The sequence below is a fragment of the Streptomyces sp. NPDC003023 genome, from assembly GCF_042888225.1.
Classification (GTDB): Bacteria; Actinomycetota; Actinomycetes; order Streptomycetales; family Streptomycetaceae; genus Streptomyces.
The window spans coordinates 364,189-388,591 of sequence record NZ_JBIAPL010000004.1 but is presented as its reverse complement, the minus strand read 5'-3'; the positions used below and the strand labels follow the sequence as shown (position 1 = coordinate 388,591).

Genomic DNA, 24,403 nt, shown 5'->3' with positions numbered 1-24,403 from the left:
CGCTGTGTGGGGGAAGCACCTGAGCGATTTGAAACGACGGGGGAATCGCTCAGGCACTGCGGGGGGTGGCGGTGGTGTCCGGCTCGGCCAGCTGGTGTTCACGCTGGTCGAGATTGACAAAAATCATGCCGTACCGGATGGCACAGCGGACGGGCTGTGGTGCCCCTCGGGGCCGGCGCAGGCAGCGGTAGGCGCGGACGTCCTCGTCCTCCTCGCGGGCGACGACGATCGGCTCACCGAACAGGGTGACCATCAACGAGTCGCCACGATGCGGAATCGCAGTGACGAGGTCGATGAAATGCCACCCGGACCGATAGGCCGTCGCCATCTCGCGCCGGAAGACACGATCATCCGGAGGGATGGTCATGCGCCCGGATCCGCGTCCACGGGAGCGATCTCCCATGTGAGTTCGTCGGTGCCCGTGGTCACGACACCGCCCGGCCCGGTCTCCCAAGTCGGCTCACCCGCGATCACCGCGTGCGTCGGCTCGGACTCCCAAGTCGGCTCACCCGCGATCACCGTGTGCGCCGGCTCGGACTCCCAAGTCGGCTCACCGCTGATCACACTGACGCTGAACGCGGCTGCACCGGCAGCAAGTGCGCAAAGTATGCGAACCGTCCTGTTCATGGAGGATCTCCACCCCATTCTGTTCAATACCCTCCCCCCGCGTCTAAGACGATGTCTCACGCCGAATGCTTCCACCAGCGACCACAGGCATCATGTTCCTGTAATTCAGGACCCTGAGGGGGTGTCAAATGACGTCGAGCCAGGACAATATCGGGCATAAGCATACTGGTGCCGAACTGTGCGAAGCAGGGAAGAATCTCTACGCAACGGCTCTGCGCAGCGGCCAGGTCTCCCGCGCGGAGGCCGCGGACGTACCATGCCTCCTCGATCTCTCCCTGCTGCGACCCGACCCCGACGACGCGCAGTGGCTCCGACCGGTTCCGCCGTCACTCGCACTCAACCAGCTGATATACCCCATCGAGCGGGAGATCCAGGAACGCCGGCAGCTCGCCATGTCCATCGCGGGCACATTCGAGCCGTTCATGAACCTGACGGCCCAGGATCTCTCGACCCGGCACGCGATCACCGTGCTCGAGGGTCTGGGACTCATCAACGCAGCACTGGACCGTGTCACCACCGAATGCGCCGTGGAGCTCCTGACCATCCAGCCGGGCAGCGGACGGCGACCGGACACCCTGGAGCACGGTCTGCGACGGGCCGAGCCGCTGCTCAAGAACGGCGTGAAGATGCGCACCCTCTACCAGCACACCGCCCGGCACCACCCGTCGACCCTGGCGTACGTCGAGCGGGTCAGTCCGTACGGGGTGGAGGTCCGCACCCTCGAGGAGATCATCGACCGTCTGATCATCGTCGACCGCAAGGTCGCCTTCGTGCCGGCTCGCAGCGACCGGCAGGTCGCCCTGGAGCTGCGTCACGAAGGCCTGGTGCGCTATCTCGTGGGCGTCTTCGAGCAGTTCTGGCTGCACGCCACCCCGTGGGAGGAGCAACTGTCGTACGCCCCCGAACTGGACGGCATCACCAGCGTGCAGCGCTCCATCGCCAAACTCCTCGTCGAAGGCCATGTCGACGACTCGATCGCGCGCCGCCTCGGGATGAACGTGCGCACCTGTCGTGCGCACATCGCGAAGCTGAACGCCACACTCGGCAGCGGAAGCCGGGCGCAACTGGGCTATCTCATCGCCCAGTCGGGGATCCTGGGCGAGGACCCCGTCACGCCGTGAGGTGAGGCACCGGGAGGCGGGGCCAGGACGCCTGGCCCGACCGCCGGGGTCAGGTCGCCGTCCCGGTCGGCCGTGGGGCGCCCGGCGGGGGCGCCTGGCGGGGGCGCCTGGCCCTTCCGGCGGCGAGCGCCGACGCCGCGCCATCGCCAGGGCCTCGCTCCGCAAGCCCCGGTGCTGCTGGACGAGGGTCCTGATGATCGTCCACCGGATGTCCACCGTGACACCGGCGGACCGGCCGGTCCTCCTCCAGGACGGCCGGGTCCACGGCCATGGCCGCCATCAGGAGCTGCGAGGAATGATCTGTACCGGGAGCTGACCGCGGCCCAGCGGGCCGTCGTCGACTGACCCGGCAGCCCCACACACCGTCAGTTCTGACCACGCTGAAGGACGAAGGACCACAACCTCATGCACGACACCGAGCACGACCCCGCCCCCACCTCAGTCACCGTCCAGGACACCCGCTTCGGTGAGGTGACCGTCCATCTGGAGAACCAGGAAACGCTGGTCGTCGACGGGGAGAAGGTCCCGCGTGTGGAGATCGTCCGCGCCGCGGAGTCGGAGAAGGACGACCACATCGCCATCGGGACGCGCGACCCCCGCCACCTCACGATGAGCGTGGACGGCGAAACCGTTGAACTGAGGCCCGGCAAGGGGCGGCTGAGCCGGAGCTCGTACCGGGTGGACGTGACGTACGACGGGAAGTCCTACCGCCTCCGGCCCGACTCGATCCCGAGCAGCAGGTTCACCAGGGACGGCGTGCGCATGGGGGACTTCTCGAGCGACGGCGACGGCCTGGTGATCGCCGAGTGGCGGGAGGAGGCCGAGGTGGCGGCGGCCGACGCAGCGGTCGCGTACGCACTGGCGGCGGCCTTCGGGACCGGTGGGCAGCCCATGTGGATCATGGCGGTCGACGCCGTCGGCGCCGCCGTCCCGTAGGGCACGCCGGAGACGTCCGCGTCTCCCTCCGAGTACGCCGACGGGCTCCCGCTCACGAGGAGCTGCGGCCCGGGGCGGCTCGGAACCCGGCTGCTTCCCCTGTGGCCCCGCGGTCCGATCAGACCTGAGGCCCCTGATGTCGTCCGCGTACAGGTGGGAGACGAGCGCCGCTTCGAAGCGTGACTTCAGGTTCAGTTCGCGCACGATGTTCGTCGTGTGGGCGCGGACCGTACGCTCCGCGATACGGCTGCGGGCCGGAGGAACCGTTCGTTCCTCCGGCCCGCAGCCGTACAGGTCGCCGTTTCCGCAGTCGTGTCAGTCGGTGCGCTTGGGCCGCCACACGACGAGGGCGCTCGCCTGCTGCACGTCCTGGTACGGCACGAGATCGCGCCGGTACGAGGCATGCACCTGGGCCTCGCGCTGCTGCATCGCCACCGCCGCGCCCTCGACGGCCGCCGACAGCTCGGCGACCCGCTGCTGAAGCGCCGCGACCTGGTTCTCCAGCTCGATGATCCGCTTGATGCCCGCCAGGTTGATGCCCTCGTCCTGCGACAACTGCTGCACCGTACGGAGCAGTTCGATGTCGCGGGCCGAGTAGCGCCGGCCCCTGCCGGCCGTGCGGTCGGGGGAGACGAGACCCAGCCGGTCGTACTGCCGAAGGGTCTGCGGATGCAGGCCCGACAGCTGCGCGGCGACCGAGATGACGTACACCGGCGACTCGTCGGTCAGTTCGTAAGGGTTGCGACTGCGCCCCGACCGGTCCATATCAAGCTCCCTTCGCGGCCTGGAACAGCTCCGTCCGCGGATCCTCGTCCGCGGTGGCTTCGCGGTACGCCTCCAGCGCTTCCTTCGCCTTGTCGCCCAGTTCCTGGGGTACGGCGACCTCGATGGTGACCAGCAGGTCGCCGCGGGTGCCGTCCTTGCGGATCGCACCCTTGCCGCGGGCGCGCATCGTGCGCCCACCGGGTGTGCCGGCGGGCAGCTTGAGGGTGACCGGAGGGCCGCCGAGCGTCGGCACCTTGATCTCGCCGCCGAGGGCCGCCTCTGTGAACGTGACGGGCACCGTGACGGTGAGGTTGTCGCCCTTGCGTCCGAAGACCGGGTGGGCGTCGACGTGGACGACGACGTACAGGTCGCCGGCCGGGCCGCCGCGCTCGCCCGGAGCGCCCTTGCCGCGCAGCCGGATCCGCTGCCCGTCGAAGACTCCGGAGGGAATGCGGACCTGCATGGTGCGCGAGGAACGGGCCCTGCCGCTTCCCTTGCAGACGTCGCAAGGGGTCTCGGCGATCAGGCCGCGGCCCTTGCAGTCCACGCACGGGTCGGTCAGCGAGAAGGAACCGGTGCCGCCGCGCGAGACCTGGCCGGTTCCGACACAGGTCGGGCACACCCGCGGGGTGCCGTTCTTGTCACCGGTGCCCGAACACGCCTTGCACGCAGCCGAACTGGACATCCGGAGCGGGACCGTGGCCCCGTCGACCGCCTCGGTGAAGCTGAGCGTCACCTCGGACTCGATGTCCTGGCCGCGGCGCGGCTGTGTGCGGGCGCCGGCACCGGCGCCCCGGTTGAACAGGCCGCCGAAGACGTCCCCGAGGCCACCGCCGAAGCCGCCCGCGCCGCCCTGGCCCCCGCCCTGGGGACCTCCGAAGAGGTCGCCCAGGTCGAAGTTGAAGGCGCCGCCGGGACCGCCGGCTCCAGGTGCCCTGAAGCCGCCGTTCCCGAACAGGGCGCGGGCGTCGTCGTACTCCTTGCGCCGCTTGGGGTCGCCGAGGATGTCGTTGGCCTCGGAGATCTCCTTGAAGCGCTCCTCGGCCTTGGCGTCACCCTTGTTGGCGTCCGGGTGGAACTCGCGGGCGAGCTTCCGGTACGCCTTCTTGATCTCGGCCTCTGTGGCGTCCTTGGGGACGCCGAGGACCTTGTAGTAGTCCTTCTCGACGAAGTCCTTCGTGTTCATCGGCGTCCCTCCTTCCGGACGTTTCCCGCGTCAGCCCTCTTCGGGGCCACCGCTCTCCTCGTCGGCCTGCGTCTCTTCCTTCTGCGCCGCGGGCGCCGCACCCGGCTGCGGCTCGGCGACCGCGACCCGCGCGGGGCGGATGGTGCGCTCACCGCTGCGATACCCGGGCTGCAGGATCGCGATGCACGTGGTCTCGGTGACATCCGGTGCGTACGAGTGCATCAGGGCCTCGTGGATCGTCGGGTCGAAGGGCTCGCCCTCCTTGCCGAACTGCTGCAGGCCCATCTTGGCGGCGGCGGTCTCGAGAGACTCCGCCACCACCTTGAACCCGCCCACCAGTTCCCCGTGTTCCCGGGCGCGGCCGATGTCGTCGAGCACGGGCAGCAGCTCGGTCAGGAGCGCCGCCGTGGCGATCTCCTTGACCGTGACCCTGTCGCGCTCCACGCGGCGGCGGTAGTTCTGGTACTCGGCCTGGAGCCGCTGGAGGTCGGCCGTCCGCTCGTTGAGGGCGGTACGGACCTGGTCCAGCTGTGCCGTCAGGCCGGCGATCTTTGCTGCGTCCCCTGCCGGGGCCGCCGGGCTCTCCTGTTCGGAGGTCTCGGCGGTCTCGGCGGCGTCGTCAGGGGTGGCGCCCGAGGGGACGTCGGGCTTCTCCTCGAAGCCCGGGGTCTCCTCCGTCACGCGGCACCGTCCTTCTTCGGCTTGTCCTCGTCGACGATCTCGGCGTCGACGACGTCGTCGTCGGCAGCGGCGCCGGCCGCTCCCTCGGCGCCGCCGGCGGCAGCACCCTCGGGCGCGGCGTTGGCGTACATCGCCTGGCCGAGCTTCTGGCTGACCGCGGCGACCTTCTCGGTCGCGGTGCGGATCTCGGCCGAGTCCTCGCCCTTGAGCTTCTCCTTCAGCTCGGTGAGCGCGGTCTCCACCTCGGTCTTGACGTCGCCGGGGACCTTGTCCTCGTTGTCCTTGAGGAACTTCTCGGTCTGGTAGACGAGCTGCTCGCCCTGGTTGCGGGTCTCGGCGGCCTCGCGGCGGCGGTGGTCCTCGTCCGCGTACTGCTCGGCCTCCTGGCGCATCCGGTCGACCTCGTCCTTCGGCAGCGAGGAGCCGCCGGTGACGGTCATCTTCTGCTCCTTGCCCGTGCCCAGGTCCTTGGCGGTCACGTGCATGATGCCGTTGGCGTCGATGTCGAAGGAGACCTCGATCTGCGGCACACCGCGCGGGGCCGGCGGCAGACCGGTCAGCTCGAACATCCCGAGCTTCTTGTTGTACGCCGCGATCTCGCGCTCGCCCTGGTAGACCTGGATCTGCACGGACGGCTGGTTGTCCTCGGCCGTGGTGAAGATCTCGGACCGCTTGGTCGGGATCGTGGTGTTGCGCTCGATGAGCTTGGTCATGATGCCGCCCTTGGTCTCGATACCGAGGGACAGCGGGGTCACGTCGAGGAGCAGGACGTCCTTGACCTCACCCTTGAGGACACCGGCCTGGAGCGAGGCGCCGATGGCGACGACCTCGTCCGGGTTCACACCCTTGTTGGCCTCCTTGCCGCCGGTCAGCTCCTTGACGAGCTCGGCGACGGCGGGCATACGGGTCGAACCGCCGACCAGGACCACGTGGTCGATCTCGGACAGCGCGATGCCGGCGTCCTTGACGACGTTGTGGAACGGGGTCTTGCAGCGCTCGAGCAGGTCCGCGGTCAGCTGCTGGAACTGCGCGCGGGTGAGCTTCTCGTCGAGGTGCAGCGGGCCCTCTGCGGAGGCCGTGATGTACGGCAGGTTGATCGACGTCTCGGTCGAGGACGACAGCTCGATCTTCGCCTTCTCCGCGGCCTCGCGGAGACGCTGGATGGCCATCTTGTCCTTGGACAGGTCGACGCCGTGCCCGGACTGGAACTGCTTGACCAGGTAGTCGACGACGCGCTGGTCCCAGTCGTCACCACCGAGGTGGTTGTCACCGTTGGTGGCCTTCACCTCGACGACGCCGTCGCCGATCTCCAGCAGCGAGACGTCGAAGGTGCCGCCACCGAGGTCGAAGACGAGGATCGTCTGGTCGTCCTTGTCCAGGCCGTAGGCCAGGGCGGCCGCGGTGGGCTCGTTGACGATGCGGAGCACGTTCAGACCGGCGATCTCACCGGCCTCCTTGGTGGCCTGGCGCTCCGAGTCGTTGAAGTACGCCGGGACGGTGATCACCGCGTCGGTGACCTTCTCGCCCAGGTACGACTCGGCGTCGCGCTTCAGCTTCTGCAGGATGAACGCGCTCATCTGCTGCGGGTTGAAGTTCTTCCCGTCGAGCTCGATCTTCCAGTCCGTGCCCATGTGGCGCTTGACGGACCGGATGGTCCGATCGACGTTCGTGACCGCCTGACGCTTGGCGACCTCGCCGACCAGCACCTCACCGTTCTTCGCGAAGGCGACGACGGACGGCGTGGTCCTGGCACCCTCGGCGTTGGTGATGACGGTGGGCTCGCCGCCCTCCAGAACGCTGACGACGGAGTTAGTCGTGCCCAGGTCGATGCCGACCGCACGTGCCATTTCGATTCCTCCAACAACTGACTTGAGTGGATCTGGCTCAAGGATGCACGACGGCTCTCACCCAGTCAATAGACCTGAGTCGAGCCCACTCAACTTTTATCCCGCCCTTACGTGCAGCTCTCGCGCCAACCCCTGGCCGCTGCCCGGCACCCACCGACTCCATGCACCGCGCATCTCGGGGTCCGAGCCCCCGAGCCGCCCGCGCGCGTGGCGCACACTTTCGACACCCGCGCTCTGGGAGAGTCATATCCGAAAAAATCGGTCAAGAAGTATCAAGTATGGATGAGAAGGGCGCTCCCATGTCATCGAAGAGAGCGATCGATCTGACAGGTGGCCTGCTGCTCCTGCTCCTGCTGTCCCCGCTGCTGCTCGTCACGGCGGCAGCGGTGGCGGCGAGCTCGCCCGGACCCGTCCTGCGACGGACCGACCGGGTGGGTCGCGGCGGCCGCACCTTCGCGATGTTCATGTTCCGCAGCCGGCACGGGGACTCCGTCACCGCCGTGGGCCGGGCTCTGCGCCGCCACTTCCTGGACCGGCTCCCGCAGTTGCTCAACGTCGTCCGCGGGGAGATGTCCCTGGTGGGACCGCATCCCCTGCCGCCGAGGGCCGGCTCGGTGGCCACCGGACCCGAGCGCGCCAGGCTCTCCGTACGCCCCGGAATCACCGGCCTCTGGCAGGTCAGCGGACGCTCGGAGCTGCCCTGGGAGGAAATGGCCGTGCTGGACCTGCATTATGTGGAGCAGCACTGGCTGGGACTCGACCTGGCGATCCTGGCCCGCACGGTGCCCGTGGCGGTCGCCGGACGGCGCCCCGTCCACCCCGCCCCGGTCACCCCGGTCAGGGTTGCCTGAGCGACACAGATCACCGCCTGCCCAACTACAGTGCGGCGGAATAAGTGGGTAGTCTCAGACAGACTGATTAAGTTACCGCTTAGTAGTGTCGGACTTTCCCACCTCGCAGGCCCGAGGAGCCCCCAAATGCAACTCGCCGCGATCATTGTGTCGCTGACCCTGACCGTGGTCGGCGTTGCGCTCATCGCCCGAGCCGTCGCGCAGATCTACCGCTTCGTCAAGCTCGGTCAGCCCGTGCCTGCGGGCAGTCGCACCGACAACCCCAAGGCCCGCACGATCACCCTGGCCAAGGAGTTCCTCGGCCACACCAGGATGAACCGCTGGGGCATCGTGGGCTTCGCGCACTGGTTCGTCGCGATCGGCTTCCTGACGCTGCCGCCGACGCTGGCGCAGGCGTACGGCCAGCTGTTCCAGGCGGACTGGGTACTGCCGATCGTCGGCGGCTTCCTGCCGTTCGAGATGTACATCGAGTTCATCGGTGTCATGACGATCCTGGGCATCCTGGTCCTGATGGCGATCCGGCTGCTGAACCTGCCGTCCCGGGCCGGCCGCAAGTCGCGCTTCGCGGGCTCCAAGGCCTGGCAGGCGTATTTCGTCGAGTACGTCATCCTCACCATCGGCCTGGCGATCTACGTGCTGCGCGGCCTGGAAGGCGCCATCCACCACGTCGAGGGCTACGAGGCCGCGTACTTCGCCTCGTACCCGCTGGTGCTGGCCTTCAAGGGGCTGAGCGTCGCCACACTGCAGACGCTGGTCTACTTCACCGCGATGATCAAGATCGGCACCTCGCTGATCTGGATGATCACGGTCTCGCTCAACACCAACATGGGTGTGGCCTGGCACCGCTTCCTCGGCTTCCCGAACATCTGGTTCAAGCGCAACGCGACCGGCGAGTCCGCCCTGGGCGAGCTGAAGCCGATGACGTCGGGCGGCAAGGAGATCGACTGGGAGGACCCGGGCGAGGACGACGTGTTCGGCGTCTCCCAGGTCGAGCAGTTCTCCTGGAAGGGCATCCTCGACTTCTCCACCTGCACCGAGTGCGGCCGCTGCCAGTCGCAGTGCCCCGCGTGGAACACCGGCAAGCCGCTCTCGCCGAAGCTCCTGATCATGTCCCTGCGCGACCACGCGCACGCCAAGGCCCCGTACCTGCTGGCCGGCGGCGGCAAGGACATGGAGGGCAACGAGAAGGCCACCGCGGAGCAGCTGAAGGACGTCCCGGCGTCCGCCCTCGCCGAGGCCGAGCGGCCGCTGATCGGCACCGTGGAGGAGAACGGCGTCATCGACCCCGACGTCCTGTGGTCCTGCACCACCTGCGGCGCCTGTGTCGAGCAGTGCCCGGTCGACATCGAGCACATCGACCACATCGTCGACATGCGCCGCTACCAGGTCATGATCGAGTCCTCGTTCCCGTCCGAGGCGGGCACGATGCTCAAGAACCTGGAGAAGAAGGGCAACCCCTGGGGTCTGGCCAAGAAGCAGCGCGTCGAGTGGACCAAGGAGGTCGACTTCGAGGTCCCGATCGTCGGCAAGGACGTCGAGGACCTCAGCGAGGTCGACTACCTCTACTGGGTCGGCTGCGCCGGCGCCCTGGAGGACCGGGCCAAGAAGACCACCAAGGCCTTCGCCGAGCTGCTGAACATCGCGGGCGTCAAGTTCGCGATCATGGGCGGCGACGAGAAGTGCACCGGTGACTCGCCCCGCCGCCTCGGCAACGAGCCGCTGTTCCAGCAGCTCGGCCAGGAGAACGTCGCCATGCTCAACATGGCCTTCGGCGAGGACGACGACGACCCGGAGACGAAGAAGCCCAAGTCGGCGAAGAAGATCGTCGCCACCTGCCCGCACTGCTTCAACACGATCGCGAACGAGTACCCGCAGCTGGGCGGCGAGTTCGAGGTCATCCACCACACGCAGCTGCTGCAGCACCTCATCGACGAGGGCAGGCTCGTCCCGATCACGCCGGTCGACGGTCTGATCACCTACCACGACCCGTGCTACCTGGGCCGCCACAACAAGGTCTACACGCCCCCGCGCGAGATCATGTCGGCCGTCCCCGGCCTGCGCCAGCAGGAGATGCACCGCCACAAGGAACGCGGCTTCTGCTGCGGCGCCGGCGGCGCGCGGATGTGGATGGAGGAGCGGATCGGCAAGCGCATCAACACCGAGCGCGTCGACGAGGCGCTGTCCCTCAACCCGGACATCGTCTCCACCGCCTGCCCGTTCTGCCTGGTCATGCTCACCGACTCGGTCAACGGCAAGAAGGCCGAGGCCGAAAGCGGCTCCACCGCGGGCGGCAAGGCACCCAAGGAGTCCCTCCAGGTCGTGGACGTCGCCCAGTTGCTGCTCGACTCGGTGAAGACCCCGCCGGCCGACCCGGCCCCGGAGACCGAGTCCGAGGACGCTCCGGAACCGGAGCCCGTGAAGTAACCGTCTCCTCGGGAGAACAGCGAGCGGCCGGACCTGCCTCGGGGGCAGGACCGGCCGCTCGCGTATGCGAGGGTCACGGCGCCCCGCCGCCCGGTCCGTCCCGAGGACTTGGCGCCCGCGGCCGCCGCCGGTCCGGTTGCGCTGAACCGGCGGTCCCGGGCCGCCCATGGCGCATACCCTTTGGCCTTCGATCAGGAATCGTCCATTGCCCCGGCAGCGCCGCCTCCCCGAGCATCGTGCGGGGGCGAGGCGGGACGGTGGACGACAGCGATACGGGGGTGGCTCGTGCGAGTACCGGCCTTCGCGGCGACGGTGAGCGCGCTCTGCACCTCCGCGCTGCTGCTGACGGCCCTGGCCGGGTGCGCCGGCCCCCCGCCTGCCGACCGTCCCACGACCAAGAACGGCGACGCGGCCCCCCTCGCGGCCCGCACCACCACCCCTGCGCTCCCCGTGCCGCACGGCAAGGGCAGCAAGGTCCCCTCCGACTTCAACGGCGACGGACACCGCGATCTCGTCCTGAACGACCTGGTGAAGGCCCCGGCCGACAGCCACGGGGACGACGCGGGCATCGGCATCGTCTACGGCACAGGCACAGGCACAGGCACAGACGCAGACGCAGGCGCAGACGCAGGCACCGATGCGGGCACAGGCACCGACCGTCGCCTCGACCCGGCGACACGTCAACTCCTCGCACCCCGGACGCACGGCGCAGAGGTCGAGGGCGTGCTGCCTGCGGCGTTCGACGCCAAGGTCTCCTGCGACCTCGACGAGGACGGCTACGCGGACCTGATCGTCACCACCGACCCGCCGTACGACGGCACCGGCCGCCCGCCCGTACCGCTCCAGCTGCTCTTCGGCTCCCCCTCCGGCATCACCGGGAAGGCCGTCGTCCTGCGCGTCCCCGAGCAGGCCCGCCACGGCGACGACTGGCCCGACCACCCCGTCTGCGGCGACTTCGACGGCGACGGGTCCACGGACCTGGCCGTCACCGCCTCCGCCGGGCGCGTCAGCTTCCTGCGCGGCCCGTTCTCCCGTACCGGTGCCCCGCGCGCCGCCACCGCGCCCGTCCCCGGCGGCGGACCGGCCATCGCGGCGCCCGCGGGGGCGGCCGACACCGACGGCGACGGCGCCGACGACCTGGTCGTCCTGCCCCGTACCCCTGTGGCGGGCGCGGCCGCCAGGGGCACGCTCCTGCTCGGCGGCCCCGGAGGTCCCGTCCGCCCCGGTGGGGCGTATGTCTTCGACGCGCTCACGCTCCCGCCCGCCCCCGATCTCCCAGCGGGCGAGACGAAACCGGTGACGGACGTGCTCGCGTACGCGGACTTCGACGGCGACCGGAAGCTCGACCTGGTGACACGCACCCACCGCGGAGAGCGCGTCGACGTCATCGCGCTGTACCCGGCCGCGAGGCCCGCCGAAGCCCGCCCGGCCGTCACCTTCAGCACGTCCGTCTTCCTGCCGCCCGCCTGATCGCTCCTACCCGGCCGCCCGTTGCCGAACCCCTTCTGACCTGCGGTCGGGCCCGGTGAGGAAGTCCCCCCAGGGTTCCCCTAAGGGATGTCACAGCTCGGCAGCAAAGGGCCCTGGAACCCGGCCCGCCGCCACCTCGCGCTCGCGGACCGGGTACGTTCGATTACGTGGCTGGATTCAGGATCGGACGCGGCCGGGACAACCGCACCCCGCAAGGACAGCAGGCGCAGCAGGCACCGCCGCCCTACCAGGGCGGCGGCGGTCACGCGGCAGCTCCGCCGTACGGGCAGCAACAGCGGCAGCAGCAGTGGCCCCAGGCCGGCGGCGCGCCCCAACACGGAGCGGGACCTCAGGGCGGCGGGTACGGCGAGCCGGAGTACTTCGGCGACCCGCACCCGCAGTACGGCGCGCCCCAGGACCCGTACGCGGCCAACAACCCTGGACACACGCAGATGTTCAGCGTGCACGACGACCCCTACGGTGACGGCGCGACCTATCACGCCGGTGCCGCCGCCCCGGTGGCCCCCGCCGGCCCCCGGCTGCCCTGGAAGCAGCTGCTGAGCGGCATCGTGCTGCGGCCGGGCCCGACGTTCCTGCAGATGCGCGACTACCCGGTCTGGGTACCGGCGCTCGTCGTCACCTTCCTCTACGGCACGCTCGCGATCTTCGGCTTCGACGCGCCCCGCGACGAGGTCATCAACGCGACGCTCTCCAACGCCGTTCCGTACGTCCTGATCACGGGCGTCACGTTCGTCATCAGTGGCCTGGTCCTCGGCGCCGTGACCAACACCCTGGCGCGGCAGCTCGGCGGCACCGGCGCATGGCAGCCCACGGTCGGTCTCTCCATGCTGATCATGTCGATCACGGACGCACCGCGCCTGGTCTTCGCCATGTTCCTCGGCGGCGAGAACTCGCTGGTGCAGGTGCTCGGTTGGGTCACCTGGCTGGCGGCGGGCGCGCTGTTCACCTCGATGGTGAGCAAGTCGCACGACCTGCCGTGGCCCAAGGCTCTCGGCGCCTCGGCGATCCAGCTGATCGCGCTGCTGTCGATCATCAAGCTCGGCACCATCTGAGCCACGCAGGCACGAAGGCCCCCGCCGTACCGAACGAACCGGTCCGGCGGGGGCCTCCTCGTACGCGCCCGTGTCGTGTCGCTGTTCCCGCCGTCAGGCGTCCAGGACCTGACCGCTCCGGCGTACGACCGGCTTCTCCACACTCCAGGGGAAGTTGATCCAGTCGTCCGTGCGCTTCCAGACGTACTCGCACTTCACGAGCGAGTGGGACTTCTCGTAGATCACGGCGGACCGCACCTCCGCCACATGGTCCAGGCAGAAGTCGTGGACGAGCTTGAGCGTCTTGCCGGTGTCGGCGACGTCGTCCGCGATGAGGACCTTCTTGTTGGAGAAGTCGATGACGTTGGGCACCGGTGCCAGCATGACCGGCATCTCCAGCGTGGTCCCCACCCCGGTGTAGAACTCCACATTCACGAGGTGGATGTTCTTGCAGTCCAGCGCGTAGGCCAGACCGCCGGCCACGAACACACCGCCGCGCGCGATGGACAGCACGACATCGGGCTCGTAGCCGTCGTCGGCGATAGTCTGCGCCAGCTCGCGGATCGCGCCGCCGAACTTCTCGTAGGTCAGGTTCTCGCGTACGTCACTCATGCCGCTCCGGTCCTCACACCTGCGTCCGATGGAAATTGAGAAACGACCGGGAGGCCGTCGGTCCGCGCTGCCCCTGGTAGCGGGAGCCGTACCGGGAGCTTCCGTACGGCTCCTCGGCGGGCGAGGTGAGCCGGAACATGCAGAGCTGCCCGATCTTCATACCGGGCCAGAGCTTGATCGGCAGCGTGGCGAGATTCGACAGCTCGAGCGTCACGTGTCCGGAGAACCCGGGGTCGATGAAGCCGGCCGTCGAGTGCGTCACCAGGCCCAGCCGCCCGAGGCTGGACTTCCCCTCCAGCCTCGAGGCGAGGTCGTCGGGCAGCGAGATGACCTCGTAGGTCGATGCCAGCACGAACTCGCCGGGGTGCAGGATGAACGCCTCGTCGCCCTCGGGCTCCACGAGCCGGGTCAGGTCGCTCTGCTCGACCGCGGGGTCGATGTGCGGATAGCGGTGATTCTCGAACACCCGGAAGTAGCGGTCCAGCCGCACATCGATGCTCGAGGGCTGCACCATGGATTCGTCGTACGGATCGATGCGCACGCGTCCGGCGTCGATCTCGGCCCGGATGTCCTTGTCTGAGAGAAGCACGCCCCGAGGATACGCAGAGCGCGCGGGCCGTCCCCAATCGGACACCGGCCCGCGCGCTCCGACCACCCTTGACTACCGGCTCACTGCTTGCGCTGCCGCCCCTGCACCACGGGCACGGCGCTCCTCAACCGCGCGCACCGCGGGCACCGGATGAGCCGTCCTGGCCCGATCCGGTCGGTCCCGAGCTGCTGCATCGGAAACGAAGCGGTACTGAACACATGCCCCTCGGCACAGCGGACGACGGTGCGCTCCATCAAGTCCATCGGGCCCCTTCCCCAACGAATGCGGACGAACCTCACATTAGGGGATGTCTCGGACGCCACCACACGCGGCACTCCGCCTCGCCACCGTACGCCCCAACTCCCGCCCCTCGCACGCGCGTCCACGCCAGGGACAGCACGAACGCCCCGCGGCGCAATACGCCGTGGGGCGAGCAATGGGGTAGAGTGTGCGACGATGCGGCACCGATCACCGGTGCGCGTGCGGGTGTAGTTTAATGGTAGAACATGAGCTTCCCAAGCTCAGAGCGCGGGTTCGATTCCCGTCACCCGCTCCACGAGAAAGCCCCAGGCCAAGAGCCCGGGGCTTCTTTGTTGTCCGGACCGATCGAAACGTCGCGCACCGCCTCTACGCCGCCTGCGCCCATCCCGCGGACGCCGCTCCTAGCTGCACCGGCTCGGGGCGCTCCTGGTCTGCGCTTGGTCATCCGGTCACTCCACAGAGGCGATGTCAGACGCATGGTGCAAGGTGGCCGGGGGCGGGGCTGTCACGGCTCGCCCGAGTAGACGAGGAACCTGTGGAGAAAGTGACATGCCGAAGATCCCCGAAGGGCGGCGGGTAGGCCAGGCCGCAGTGAACGCGCTGCGCACGCTGCTTGAAGAGCACGACCACATCGTGCAGGAGATATCCGGGCAGAACGACTTCGGTGAGGATTTCTACGTCACCTTCACCGACGAAGGGGATGTCACCAGCGACACGATCAAGGTCCAGGTCAAGGGAGGGAGCAGCTGGCGTCGGGGCAACGGCTACGTCGTGCCCGTCGACCGGCATCGTGATACCTGGTCAGAGGGCAACATCCCGGTCTACTGTGTGGTGTACGACCCGGATAGCAAGAAGTTGTACTGGGCCAACGCCACCCAACAACTGCGCCGCTCCGGTTCCTTCCATGCACCACACTTCATCGGGATCAGCCCCAATGCGGTGCTGGACGACACCACCATGGGTTCCTTCGTCGCGCAGGCACGCCGCTACGTCGGCCGCTATCGGGGCCGGCAGGCCGTCCTCACTCATCTCGAGGAGATGTCCGGAGCGGAATTCGACCCTGCAGATCACGTTCTGCACTTCGTCAACGGTGACGACGATGACCTCATCTTCTGGAAGCGCCCAGGCGACGCAGTGGCGACGCTGTTGCTCAGCACCCAGGAATGGGAACCGGCTTGGGTCACTCTGGAGTCGCTGATGCGGTCCGAGCTTCCGTTGCCGGAACCCTCGGACGGCCCCGGGGTCCCGAACGTCGATCTGTGGACTGCAGAGGACCTGGGGCTTAACCGAACCGAGCTCATGTGGGTGGCCGCGTGCTTCGCCTCCACCCGGCAGGCCGACGAAGGTCCGGAGGACGAACTCGTCGAATGCGAGGGCTGCCCAAGTTGCACCGGGGAGGAGCCCGAGGAACACGGCAGTATCGAAGCGGACGTCATCCATGCCTACGTGCTCGACCGCATACTCGACCGCATCGATGCCGAGCCCGACCTCGTGCAGCGCTCGATCCGAGCGATGCGAGAGGAAATCGATCTGGAGCCGAGCATCGTGGCCGAACTCGGCTCCCTCGAAACCGAGCCACGCATCGTCCGACAGGTGCACAAACTCAGCCGGGCAACAGTGGAGACGGTGGACGACATCGAACCGGACGCCTACCGGCTGGCCATCCTCTATCTCATCCAATGCATCTACGTGGGTGGCCCCTCGCTCCCCCTCGACGAACAAGTACGAATCGTTTGGCGTGTCCCAGAGCCCACGACATCTCCGCCACAGGCTCCATGAGCATGAAGAGGGCCTGAGCGATGAACTGCCTTCGCGCCGCGGTGACGGGCACCCCACTCGCCCCCGTGCCCCGCCGCGACATCCCCAAGGTGGTCGTAGATGAGTTCACCGACCGGGCGGGATTCGAGCAGTTGCTCCCCGGCATCTTCGGAAGCCAGAAGTGGCTGGGGACAGAGAGCGAACGTCTCCTGATCGACAGCAGCTCGTCTCACCGGACAACCGGCACCAGCCACGAAGGAAGCATTGCATTCGCGCAACTTTCATTCAAGGAAGTAATCTGTCCGCAGGGAATGAACGATGGGCGAGGTGGAGCCTGTGAACGGATTCGTTGGGCGTCGTACGGAGCTCGGCCTTCTGGATGACCTACTGGCCCCTGTACGGACCGGCGGACGCAGCGGTCGGCCCGGGCGCGCCGTACTGATCCGAGGGCGGAGGCGCGTCGGCAAGTCCCGGCTCGTGGAGGAGTTCCTGGAACGCTCCGGGCTTCCTCATGTCTTCTTCACCGCAGTCGGCGGCTCGAAGGCCGAGGATCTGGCAGGCTTCGCCGCCGAGCTCGCCGCCTCTCCGCTCCCCGACGCCGGTCGGGTCGCGGACTTCGCCACCCCGCAGACCTGGGACGCGGCTTTGAGCCTGCTCGCCAGCGTCCTGCCTCAAAACACACCCAGCGTGGTCGTACTCGACGAGATGCCCTACCTCGTACGCGATGACCCCACTTTCGAGGGCGCGCTACAGAAGGCATTCGATCGGACGTTGTCCAAGCTCCCCGTACTACTCGTCCTCATCGGCTCGGACATCGCGATGATGGAGCAGCTGAACACCTACGGTCGTCCCTTCTACCAGCGCGGCACCGAGATGGTCGTGCCTCCGCTCAATCCGGCCGAGGTCGGTGCCATGCTCGACCTCCCGCCGGCTGAAGCGTTCGACGCCTTTCTCGTCTCCGGCGGCCTCCCGCTCATCCTTGAAGAATGGCCTGCAGGTGCCACCCTCTGGGACTACCTGGAACAGGCACTGGTCCGTCCGACATCCGCCCTCCTCGTCAGTGGCGAGCGCACTCTGGCCGCCGAATTCCCCACCGAGGCACAGGCCCGCACCGTACTGAGCGCCATCGGACACGGGGAACGCACCTTCACCCTCATCGGCCGGGCAGCCGGCGACCTCAATCCAGGCTCCGTGAAACGATCCCTGGAACTCCTCACCAGCCGACGCATGGTGGCGGCCGACCTTCCCCTGTCCACCAGGCCGAGCCGTGAGAGCCGCTACCACGTCGCCGATCCGTACCTGCGCTTCTGGCTCTCCTTCATCGGGCCCGGCATCCCCATGATCGAGCGCGGGCGTGGAGACCGTGTACTCGAATCGATCCGCACCAGTTGGACGTCCTGGCGGGGCCGCGCCGTCGAACCTGTGATCCGCGAGGCGCTGTGGCGCCTGACCGACGACCGGCTACCCGAGGCCACCAACGTGATCGGCGGCTATTGGACCCGCACCAACGACCCTGAAATCGACCTCGTCGGTGCCGACCGATCCCCTATCGCCAAGAAGATCACCTTCGTCGGATCCATCAAGTGGCTGGAGAACAAACCCTTCGACAACCGCGACCTCGCCCGACTCGTCGCCCACCGCTCACAACTGCCCGGCACTGAGGACTCCACCCCCTTGCTCGCCGTCGCCCGCAGCGGAAGCAGCGCCACCGGCATCCTCAACCTCACCCCCGACGACCTCATCACCGCTTGGGCGTGACACACCCAAAGGCCGCTCCCTGGCAGCAACCGCGTTCGTGCCCCATCCGTGCCCTTCGGAGCGGACAGCAGCGGACGAGTACGGCTTCCAGAGGCCGCACCGCCCTTGCCCGCACCCGCCAAGCATGGAGGCCAGAGCGGCTTCGCCTTCTCAAGAACCGTTGATTCCCAAGCTCAGAGGGCGGGTTCATTCCCGTGACCCGCTCCACGAGAAAGCCCCAGGCCAAGAGTCCGGGGCTTCTTTGTTGTCTAGACCGGATCAGGCTTCGCGTGCCCGTTCCGTGCCCGATGCCTGATCATCGGGCAGCGAGCTCGACATGCCGATGGCTCCAGGCGCTCACACCAAGTTCCGGAAGTTCGTTCGCCAGATCACATAAAGGCACTTCGGGGCCGTCGCCGGGCCGTCCGAAGGCAGCCGAAGGCGACCAACGTTGACAACCGTCGACAGCTAAACCGCTGTTCACAGCGTTGGTCGCTCAGGAGGCCGCAGGTCAGCGAGGCCCCGCGTCACTTCTTCGGCTACTGACCGCATCTCGACAAGGTTTGAGTCATTGCGACTCCGCCGGCCTCAGCAGAAGCGGGCTTGTTGCTTCAGGGCTGTCGAGCATCATTCGTCGCTGGACGCAGCCGGGTCCGACTGACCGTGCAGCCTGTCCCAGACTCTCGCAGCAGCGAGCCCCGCTTGCTGCGCTGCCGGTAGAGCACTGCTGCCCATGAGTGCCGCAACCTCCGCAGCGACAGGAAGGAGCACAAGGGCTTGCAGCGACAGGGCAAAGACGAAGATCTGGACCCACAAGATCCACAAGCGGCGGGTAACGGCGGGAGGAAGTCCCTGAGTCGCATCTTCGAAGCTAGAGAGAGCTTCCTCGATTTCTCTGACTGTCTCTTCAGAGAGATCTTCTCGAAGTGCTCCGGGTTCCGCTTCCTCCGCCAGTTCCTCGAGCCCTTGGAGAGCCGTGTCGACGACGTCGAGTACTGCCGGAGCGAAGCGATCTTGCAGGAGTGGCATGGCGGCATGCATCTGACGCTGCCAAGAACCGTTCGCTAGCTCGCGGAGAGCGACAAGGGTGGTTTGGTTCAGGGCCTGCGCCACCGTGGCCGTCCGTAGGGCCGGGACCAGAGACTGCATCATCGTCTGCTGCCCGCGCTGGTGAGCGAGCGCTGCGGACCGGGCCTGGGAGGAGAGTTGTTGCTGAGCTCGGGCGACTACCGCAGCGATGGGCGCATTCTGGGCCGAGAGCTGCTCTTGCATCCGCACTACTGCCTGCGCTACTTGCGTGCTCACGTGGGCCGAGATCTGCTGCTGGGCCCGTGCTGCCGTTGATAGGGAGGGCTGTTGGGACGAGAGTTGTTGCAGGGGCTTCACCCCCCTTGGTCCCCCTCTAACGGATGGATCTTGATCCTTGGAATCGGTCGCATCACCAGTCATATTGCGAGATTACGGTGTATCGCAGCGCACATGTGTTCAGTTGCTGCAAGGGTGACACCGGACTTGCACGGGAGTTGGACCGTCTCTCGGCCGGCCGAGGCCGCTCGAGAGTGGCCAACGACGACCAATGACGACCAGCAAGGGGCGCCCGACCAGCCCCCGGACCAACGAAAACTCAGGTCGCCGAGATCACTAGCAAGACACAGGGCAAGAGGAAGTGCACCGGCCTGATGACGGCCCTACGTTGGCGACAAGCGACGCGCGGCCGGTTCAAGAGCAGACGAAGGGCGACAGCATGGAGTGGAGCGCTCTCATCGGTGGCCTGATTGGCGCAGGAGTCCCGGCGGTTCTGACTTATCTGGGGTTGCGTCGCGGGCGCCAGTCAAGCGATGCAGAAGCTTTCGGCCCGGCGATGCTGCTACTCGACCTCGTACATCCCGACCGAGTGTCGTTCAACGTCAGCTCGGACCCGGAGGTCGAGACGGCAAAGTGGGCACAGCTAGCACAGCAGAACCAGACCGCTCGCGAACGGCTTCTCGTGGTGAGCACCGGACATCCTCGACGCCGGATCCGTGAGCTCGCTCGGGAGGCGCAGGTCAAGCTTGCCAATGCATACCAAGCCTCGGGATGGCAGGCCAGTGACGTAGCGAGACACAAAAACGACCCAGATTGGAGGGCACGCGCCCTCAAGGAGCACACTGAAGCGGTAGAGACAATGCATAAGTTGATTGATGCAAACTTCAAGTGGTTCGGTCGCAGGGGGTAGCGCTCCAGTCGAGTCGACAAGGTCGGAGTCAGTTCCGCCCGACATCCATAGCTGACATCAACAGCTGCGGACGACGGCTTTATCGGGCGGATCATGGCACAGCTGCCTTCCTGGCACCTAGGCCCAGTATTCCTGAGGACAGCCAGCCCCGTGATCGAACGCCTTAAAGCGGGTGTCGCCCCACCCGCGTAGTTCGAACAGGCTGATCACCTACGCAACGGACCATGTACTGGGCAGAGCTGTCACTGACCGACGCGGTCGCGAGGACTGTCGGACGGCGTGCAGATGGCGTCCCGGTCCAAGAAGAGAAGCCCCAGGCTGTGAGCCCGGAGCTTCTCTCCATCGTTGGCTGCGCGTTGCGGCTATCCGAAGGCCGACGCCGGCAGTCGAGGGCCCTCGTCGTCTCCGTCAGGAACGGCCAGGTCCGGTGTCGCCAGGCGGTGGCCGCGGCTTACCGCCACGCGGAGCGTGGCCCGGAGCGCTCCCGTCAGCTTCATCGCCAGGAGCCGCAGCTCTTCCGGCCCTACATCGTGGAGTACTTCTGACCGTGCTCCAGGAGCTCCTCCGCCATGCCGAGCTGCACCGCTTCGGTGTGGTCGGCCAGGCGGGACAGGTGACCGTCGCTGTCGTCGGTGCTCAGGTAGCAGGGCTTGCCCTCAGGGCCGACCCACGGGAGGAGGCGCAGTTCGCTGTGAGTCGTCATCCTTCCGTCCCCCTCTCTTCGGTCATGTGGTGGGTTTTGAAGACCGCGTTGGCGCGGTCGCCGGGGAACACCAGGAGCGCGGCCTCGATCACGCGCCCGGTGATGTCGGCCGCAATGCGGGTGATCGCGAGAACGGCCAGGGCTGAGCTGATCCGAAGCGTCGCCGCTTCCTCCGGTGTCGGGAGGCGGGCGCTGACCGTCTCTTGGACATACGCCAGTCGCGGGCAGAACGCCGTCAACTCCGCTTCCGTCCCCTCGCACCAGGGCGACGGGCTGGACACGTCGACCGGTGCCAGATCGCGAGGAACATAGATCCGGGCAAGGCTGTGCGGCGATTCCCCGTCGTGACTGAGACAGCGGAACTCGGTCAACGGGCTACTCGCGGAGACCTTGAGCAGGGCGACGAGGTCCCCTTGCGCCCGGAGACTGGTCGCGCGGATCGTGACTTCGAGGGCGGCGTCGGCCATGGTTCGCACGCTGGACAGGCGACCGCCGCCAAGGTACGTGACTCTTCGCAGGGGGCTCCGGACGAAGTTCCCCTTGCCGTGAATCTTCTCGACGAGCCCTTCGCCCTGGAGGACGGCGAGGGCGCTTCGCAGCGTTGGTGTGCTGACCGCGTAGCGGGAGGCAAGCTCCGCCTCAGAGGGGAGACGTTCGCCGGCCTTGATGCGACCAGTCGCAATCTGGTTCCGGAGATCATCGGCGACGACGTGGCGGCGAGAAGGCACTGGGTGAATCACCAACTCTCAGCATCCGCAGGGCGACGAGACGGCTTCGGGAGTGCATGGTCAGCAGTTCCCCCGACTCGAAGAGCAGCCGCTTCGCCCCGCCGGGCAGATGGAAAAGATCGGCCACGCGGCACGGCTGGCCACCGATTTGGATAACGTCGCCGCGCCGCACAGTCACCGGGGTGATCTCGACGCTGGCGGCAAGCCCGCCGCTGGGTGCCCATGTCCTCACGGGGACACCTCCGTCGCCGCGCCCCGGTCGACTGCCGCGTGGCACGAACAGGCGCAGGCTTCGTAGACCAGGGGTACGTCGGCCGGCGCCGTCGCGGGGGAGGACTGCGCGCACTCATGGTGCGTACCGATCCGGCAGGCGTTCGACTGGTAGGGAGCGGCGGAGTGCGTCGCGCGAGGCTGTCGCCGAGGAGGCATCAGAGGGCCACCTCCGGCGCGTAGCAGGTGTACGCGAAGAGGTCGTTGGGGGCGGCCGTCGAGCCTCGCGACGCGCGCTCTTCGCTGGCGAGCACGTATGGGCGGACGAGTGCGGTCTCCTCGCCAGCAAGAAACGTCCTCACGGTTCCGGTGCTGGCCCACGAGGAGCGTCGGCCCGTTGGAGCGTCCGAGGTGAACGGCGGTCGGCCGGGCGGGGCTCAAGGGGCGGCGGTGCCGACCTCTCGGGAGGTACCGCGCTCTGGCTTGCGAGACGGCGCGGCGGATACGGTTGAACACGCTGATCAGCTCCTATCGCTGATGGCCAGGTCACCGGACATCGCCCGTCGCGGGGACCGCTCTGTGTACGGCGGCCCATAAGGTGCGGCCGTCCGACTTGCCGGCGAGAAGCCCGAACCGATCGGCCTCCGCCACCACGTTCAAGACCTCCCGCCATGTCTCAGCCGAGAGGGGTTCCGGCACCTCCGCTTCGATCGACGTGTACCGGGCGTGCTGGTCCACGCGCGGCGTGAGTCCGAGGGCTGAAAGCCGGGCGGCGATGCCCTCGGCGCTTGCCTCCGAAGCGGGCACAGGAAAGCCTCCGTCGCCAGGCGATCACTTTACGTGAAGCTAGTTAACTAGATTAGAGCTAGTGGACTAGATTTTCCATATGCCTGAGCAACCGCCGTATCTCCGCATCGCCGACGTTCTCCGGCAGCGCATCGCGGAGCGCGAGTGGACACCCGGAGACCGGCTCCCCTCGCGCGCCCAGATCGCCGAGGAGTGCGGCGTCGGCGATAACGTGGTCCGCCGGGCGCAGGAACTACTGATCTCCCAGGGAGTACTCGAAGGCCGCGCAGGCTCCGGCACGTACGTCGCAGAACCCCGGCAACGCGTACGCATGGTCCGCTCTTCGGCGCGAGAGCAGCGCGACGGTTCCCCGTTCCGCGCGGACATGACGGCCGTGGGCAAGCAAGGGAACTGGGAGAGCCGGACCGAGGCCAAGGTCCCGGCGCCTGCCGAGATCGCGGCGCGGCTCGGCATCGGCGAAGGCGACCTGTGCGTCCGCACCGTGTACGAGTTCCTCGCCGACGGCAAGCCCGTACAGCTCTCGACGAGCTGGGAGCCGTACGACCTCACCGCCGGCACACTCGTCGTCCTTCCCGAGGGAGGACCACACGCCGGAGCGGGAGTTGCGAACCGCATGGCCGCGATCGGCATCACGGTCAGCCACGCCGTGGAGCAGCCGGAGCCGCGGCAGGCGAGCGCCGAAGAGGCGTCACTCCTGGGGATCCAGAAGGGAGCCCTGGTTACGCACATCCGGCGGACGTACTACAGCGACCAGGGACGGCCCGTGGAGACTGCAGACGTCGTCATCCCCGCCGCTCTGTGCGAGATCGTCTACGAGATCCCGATGAGCCGATAGCAGATGCACCACCCTCGCCATGGGAGGCCCGCCGACTCAACCGGTTACTGAGGCGCCGCAAGTTGTCAGTGGGGGGCGGTAGCCTATTGCACGACTCTGCCCTCAGAGCCACATCTTGTGTCGCTCCCGCAAGCCACCCCTACATGTAGGGGTGGCTTGCTTGCTGACGGGCAGTCGGAGGTGCTTCACTTACATCGTCAACCAAAGCAGGCCCCTGTCGGGGCCCGACTTGAGGTCGGACGTGTAACAAGGGCCTGATGCGTTGGTCGCGCTTTCGGGACCCTACCGGCATCTCTTGGTTCCTCCAAGACGTCGGTGTTGCGCGTCTGACCTCGGAACGGACAGCTCATGTCAGACCGCCCGAACGTACGAGACATTTCACCCCGCGACGATGGATGGGCTGTGACGAAGCCCGGATCCGAACGCGCCAGTGCAGTCCTCCCGACCCAGGCGGAAGCCATCTCAAGGGGCAAGGAGATCCTCGCCAACGACGGGGGCGGGGAGCTTCGCGTCCGTGGCAAGAACGGTCAGGTGCGAGAGCAGAACACCGTCCCCAAGGGCAATGACCCCAAGCGCTCGAAGGGTTGATCGCCATGGACAAGTACGCGATCAACAAGGGCTACGACGACGAGCGAACAGTCGAAGCCAGTTCGTTCTCCACGGTCGGCGACTTCATGGACTTCTATGGAGTCTACGAAGATGGCGTCATGCCTGTCGTTCTACGGCTGCGCTCTAGCAAGGTGTACACCGTCGAGCTCATCAACTCGTAGCGGCGGTGCGTCCTGACTGCCTGTCAGGACAGCTCGGACATCCACCACTGGCGTCAACGACGGTGAACAGTCGCGCACACGGGTTCTTCTGTCCGGCGGTCGCACGAGGGCTGAACAGGTTCCGATCGAACGCCCAAAGGCGATGCTTAGCATCGTGCCCGATCCGTGCCCAACAAGTCGGTAAGCCACGGTCAATAGCGGGTGTCAGGATGAGCGCA

The 24,403-nt window shown here is 67.5% G+C and carries 24 protein-coding genes, 1 tRNA gene and 1 pseudogene; 12 read left to right on the top strand and 14 right to left on the bottom strand.

The window, feature by feature from the left end:
• Window positions 1–49: 49 nt before the first annotated feature.
• Window positions 50–367: a (2Fe-2S)-binding protein gene (locus ACFYV1_RS16950; protein ID WP_307707498.1), complete on the bottom strand. Its 318-nt coding sequence runs from the start codon at window positions 365–367 to the stop codon at window positions 50–52.
• Window positions 364–627 carry a hypothetical protein gene (locus ACFYV1_RS16945; RefSeq protein WP_389396238.1) on the bottom strand — a complete coding sequence of 88 codons (264 nt, stop codon included), beginning with the start codon at window positions 625–627 and terminating at the stop codon, window positions 364–366. Before ACFYV1_RS16945 ends, ACFYV1_RS16950 begins: the two co-directional genes overlap by 4 nt.
• A 128-nt stretch (window positions 628–755) precedes the next feature.
• Between ACFYV1_RS16945 and ACFYV1_RS16940 the strand changes: the two genes are divergently transcribed.
• Window positions 756–1,748, top strand: a complete 993-nt coding sequence (locus ACFYV1_RS16940) for a helix-turn-helix transcriptional regulator (protein WP_389396237.1) — start codon at window positions 756–758, stop codon at window positions 1,746–1,748.
• A gap of 405 nt (window positions 1,749–2,153) precedes the next feature.
• Entirely contained in the window at window positions 2,154–2,684 is a 531-nt protein-coding gene (locus ACFYV1_RS16935) for a hypothetical protein (RefSeq protein WP_389396236.1), read from the top strand.
• Between the two features lie 315 nt (window positions 2,685–2,999).
• Here the strand turns inward: ACFYV1_RS16935 and ACFYV1_RS16930 are convergent, their stop codons facing one another.
• Genes ACFYV1_RS16930 through dnaK form a run of 4 tightly spaced genes read right to left on the bottom strand, consistent with a single transcriptional unit; the run spans window position 3,000 to window position 7,163 of the window.
• The gene (locus ACFYV1_RS16930; RefSeq protein ID WP_389396235.1) at window positions 3,000–3,449 is read right to left on the bottom strand and encodes a heat shock protein transcriptional repressor HspR; all 450 of its coding nucleotides are present in this window, start codon (window positions 3,447–3,449) and stop codon (window positions 3,000–3,002) included.
• A gap of 1 nt (window position 3,450) precedes the next feature.
• Complete coding sequence (gene dnaJ, locus ACFYV1_RS16925; protein ID WP_389396234.1) at window positions 3,451–4,635, bottom strand: molecular chaperone DnaJ; 1,185 nt, start codon at window positions 4,633–4,635, stop codon at window positions 3,451–3,453.
• Between the two features lie 30 nt (window positions 4,636–4,665).
• The gene (gene grpE / locus ACFYV1_RS16920) at window positions 4,666–5,316 is read right to left on the bottom strand and encodes a nucleotide exchange factor GrpE (protein ID WP_389396233.1); all 651 of its coding nucleotides are present in this window, start codon (window positions 5,314–5,316) and stop codon (window positions 4,666–4,668) included.
• Complete coding sequence (dnaK, locus tag ACFYV1_RS16915) at window positions 5,313–7,163, bottom strand: molecular chaperone DnaK (RefSeq protein WP_389396232.1); 1,851 nt, start codon at window positions 7,161–7,163, stop codon at window positions 5,313–5,315. Before dnaK ends, grpE begins: the two co-directional genes overlap by 4 nt.
• Window positions 7,164–7,462: 299 nt before the next feature.
• Between dnaK and ACFYV1_RS16910 the strand changes: the two genes are divergently transcribed.
• From ACFYV1_RS16910 to ACFYV1_RS16895, 4 genes are all read left to right on the top strand, one after another.
• Window positions 7,463–8,014 carry a sugar transferase gene (locus tag ACFYV1_RS16910; RefSeq protein ID WP_389396231.1) on the top strand — a complete coding sequence of 184 codons (552 nt, stop codon included), beginning with the start codon at window positions 7,463–7,465 and terminating at the stop codon, window positions 8,012–8,014.
• 126 nt (window positions 8,015–8,140) lie between these two features.
• A complete protein-coding gene (locus tag ACFYV1_RS16905; RefSeq protein ID WP_389396230.1) occupies window positions 8,141–10,438 on the top strand; it encodes a heterodisulfide reductase-related iron-sulfur binding cluster in 2,298 nt (765 codons plus the stop codon).
• Window positions 10,439–10,723: 285 nt separating this feature from the next.
• On the top strand, window positions 10,724–11,908 hold the full coding sequence (locus ACFYV1_RS16900; RefSeq protein ID WP_389396229.1) for an FG-GAP repeat domain-containing protein: 1,185 nt from the start codon (window positions 10,724–10,726) through the stop codon (window positions 11,906–11,908).
• Between the two features lie 167 nt (window positions 11,909–12,075).
• The gene (locus ACFYV1_RS16895) at window positions 12,076–12,981 is read left to right on the top strand and encodes a Yip1 family protein (protein ID WP_389396228.1); all 906 of its coding nucleotides are present in this window, start codon (window positions 12,076–12,078) and stop codon (window positions 12,979–12,981) included.
• 93 nt (window positions 12,982–13,074) lie between these two features.
• Here ACFYV1_RS16895 and ACFYV1_RS16890 read toward each other — a convergent pair whose 3' ends face one another.
• The 3 genes from ACFYV1_RS16890 to ACFYV1_RS16880 all read right to left on the bottom strand — a co-directional run bounded on the left by ACFYV1_RS16890 (window position 13,075) and on the right by ACFYV1_RS16880 (window position 14,424).
• Complete coding sequence (locus tag ACFYV1_RS16890; protein WP_005314570.1) at window positions 13,075–13,572, bottom strand: phosphoribosyltransferase; 498 nt, start codon at window positions 13,570–13,572, stop codon at window positions 13,075–13,077.
• Between the two features lie 13 nt (window positions 13,573–13,585).
• Complete coding sequence (gene dcd / locus ACFYV1_RS16885) at window positions 13,586–14,161, bottom strand: dCTP deaminase (RefSeq protein ID WP_389396227.1); 576 nt, start codon at window positions 14,159–14,161, stop codon at window positions 13,586–13,588.
• A gap of 80 nt (window positions 14,162–14,241) precedes the next feature.
• Window positions 14,242–14,424, bottom strand: coding sequence for a hypothetical protein (locus ACFYV1_RS16880; RefSeq protein WP_389396226.1), 183 nt, complete (start codon window positions 14,422–14,424; stop codon window positions 14,242–14,244).
• A 219-nt stretch (window positions 14,425–14,643) separates the two neighbouring features.
• Here ACFYV1_RS16880 and ACFYV1_RS16875 point away from each other — a divergent pair.
• The 3 genes from ACFYV1_RS16875 to ACFYV1_RS16865 all read left to right on the top strand — a co-directional run bounded on the left by ACFYV1_RS16875 (window position 14,644) and on the right by ACFYV1_RS16865 (window position 17,938).
• Window positions 14,644–14,717: transfer RNA gene (locus tag ACFYV1_RS16875), tRNA-Gly, on the top strand.
• 254 nt (window positions 14,718–14,971) lie between these two features.
• A complete protein-coding gene (locus ACFYV1_RS16870; RefSeq protein ID WP_389396225.1) occupies window positions 14,972–16,201 on the top strand; it encodes a DUF4365 domain-containing protein in 1,230 nt (409 codons plus the stop codon).
• 315 nt (window positions 16,202–16,516) lie between these two features.
• On the top strand, window positions 16,517–17,938 hold the full coding sequence (locus tag ACFYV1_RS16865; RefSeq protein ID WP_389396224.1) for an ATP-binding protein: 1,422 nt from the start codon (window positions 16,517–16,519) through the stop codon (window positions 17,936–17,938).
• Between the two features lie 606 nt (window positions 17,939–18,544).
• On the opposite strand, the gene ACFYV1_RS16860 is transcribed toward ACFYV1_RS16865, so the two are convergent.
• From ACFYV1_RS16860 to ACFYV1_RS16840, 5 genes and pseudogenes are all read right to left on the bottom strand, one after another.
• A complete protein-coding gene (locus ACFYV1_RS16860; RefSeq protein WP_389396223.1) occupies window positions 18,545–19,189 on the bottom strand; it encodes a hypothetical protein in 645 nt (214 codons plus the stop codon).
• A gap of 1,305 nt (window positions 19,190–20,494) precedes the next feature.
• A pseudogene (locus tag ACFYV1_RS16855) lies at window positions 20,495–20,835 on the bottom strand (hypothetical protein).
• A complete protein-coding gene (locus ACFYV1_RS16850) occupies window positions 20,832–21,575 on the bottom strand; it encodes a GntR family transcriptional regulator (protein ID WP_389396222.1) in 744 nt (247 codons plus the stop codon). The pseudogene ACFYV1_RS16855 and the gene ACFYV1_RS16850 overlap by 4 nt, the downstream one beginning before the upstream one ends.
• A 416-nt stretch (window positions 21,576–21,991) precedes the next feature.
• The gene (locus tag ACFYV1_RS16845; RefSeq protein ID WP_389396221.1) at window positions 21,992–22,135 is read right to left on the bottom strand and encodes a hypothetical protein; all 144 of its coding nucleotides are present in this window, start codon (window positions 22,133–22,135) and stop codon (window positions 21,992–21,994) included.
• Window positions 22,136–22,319: 184 nt separating this feature from the next.
• Window positions 22,320–22,580, bottom strand: coding sequence for a hypothetical protein (locus ACFYV1_RS16840; protein ID WP_389396220.1), 261 nt, complete (start codon window positions 22,578–22,580; stop codon window positions 22,320–22,322).
• A 79-nt stretch (window positions 22,581–22,659) separates the two neighbouring features.
• Here ACFYV1_RS16840 and ACFYV1_RS16835 point away from each other — a divergent pair, with 79 nt between their 5' ends.
• From ACFYV1_RS16835 to ACFYV1_RS16825, 3 genes are all read left to right on the top strand, one after another.
• Window positions 22,660–23,415, top strand: a complete 756-nt coding sequence (locus ACFYV1_RS16835) for a GntR family transcriptional regulator (RefSeq protein ID WP_389396219.1) — start codon at window positions 22,660–22,662, stop codon at window positions 23,413–23,415.
• Between the two features lie 348 nt (window positions 23,416–23,763).
• Window positions 23,764–24,003: a DUF2188 domain-containing protein gene (locus tag ACFYV1_RS16830; RefSeq protein WP_389396218.1), complete on the top strand. Its 240-nt coding sequence runs from the start codon at window positions 23,764–23,766 to the stop codon at window positions 24,001–24,003.
• 5 nt (window positions 24,004–24,008) lie between these two features.
• Complete coding sequence (locus ACFYV1_RS16825) at window positions 24,009–24,185, top strand: hypothetical protein (protein WP_389396217.1); 177 nt, start codon at window positions 24,009–24,011, stop codon at window positions 24,183–24,185.
• Window positions 24,186–24,403 lie beyond the last annotated feature (218 nt).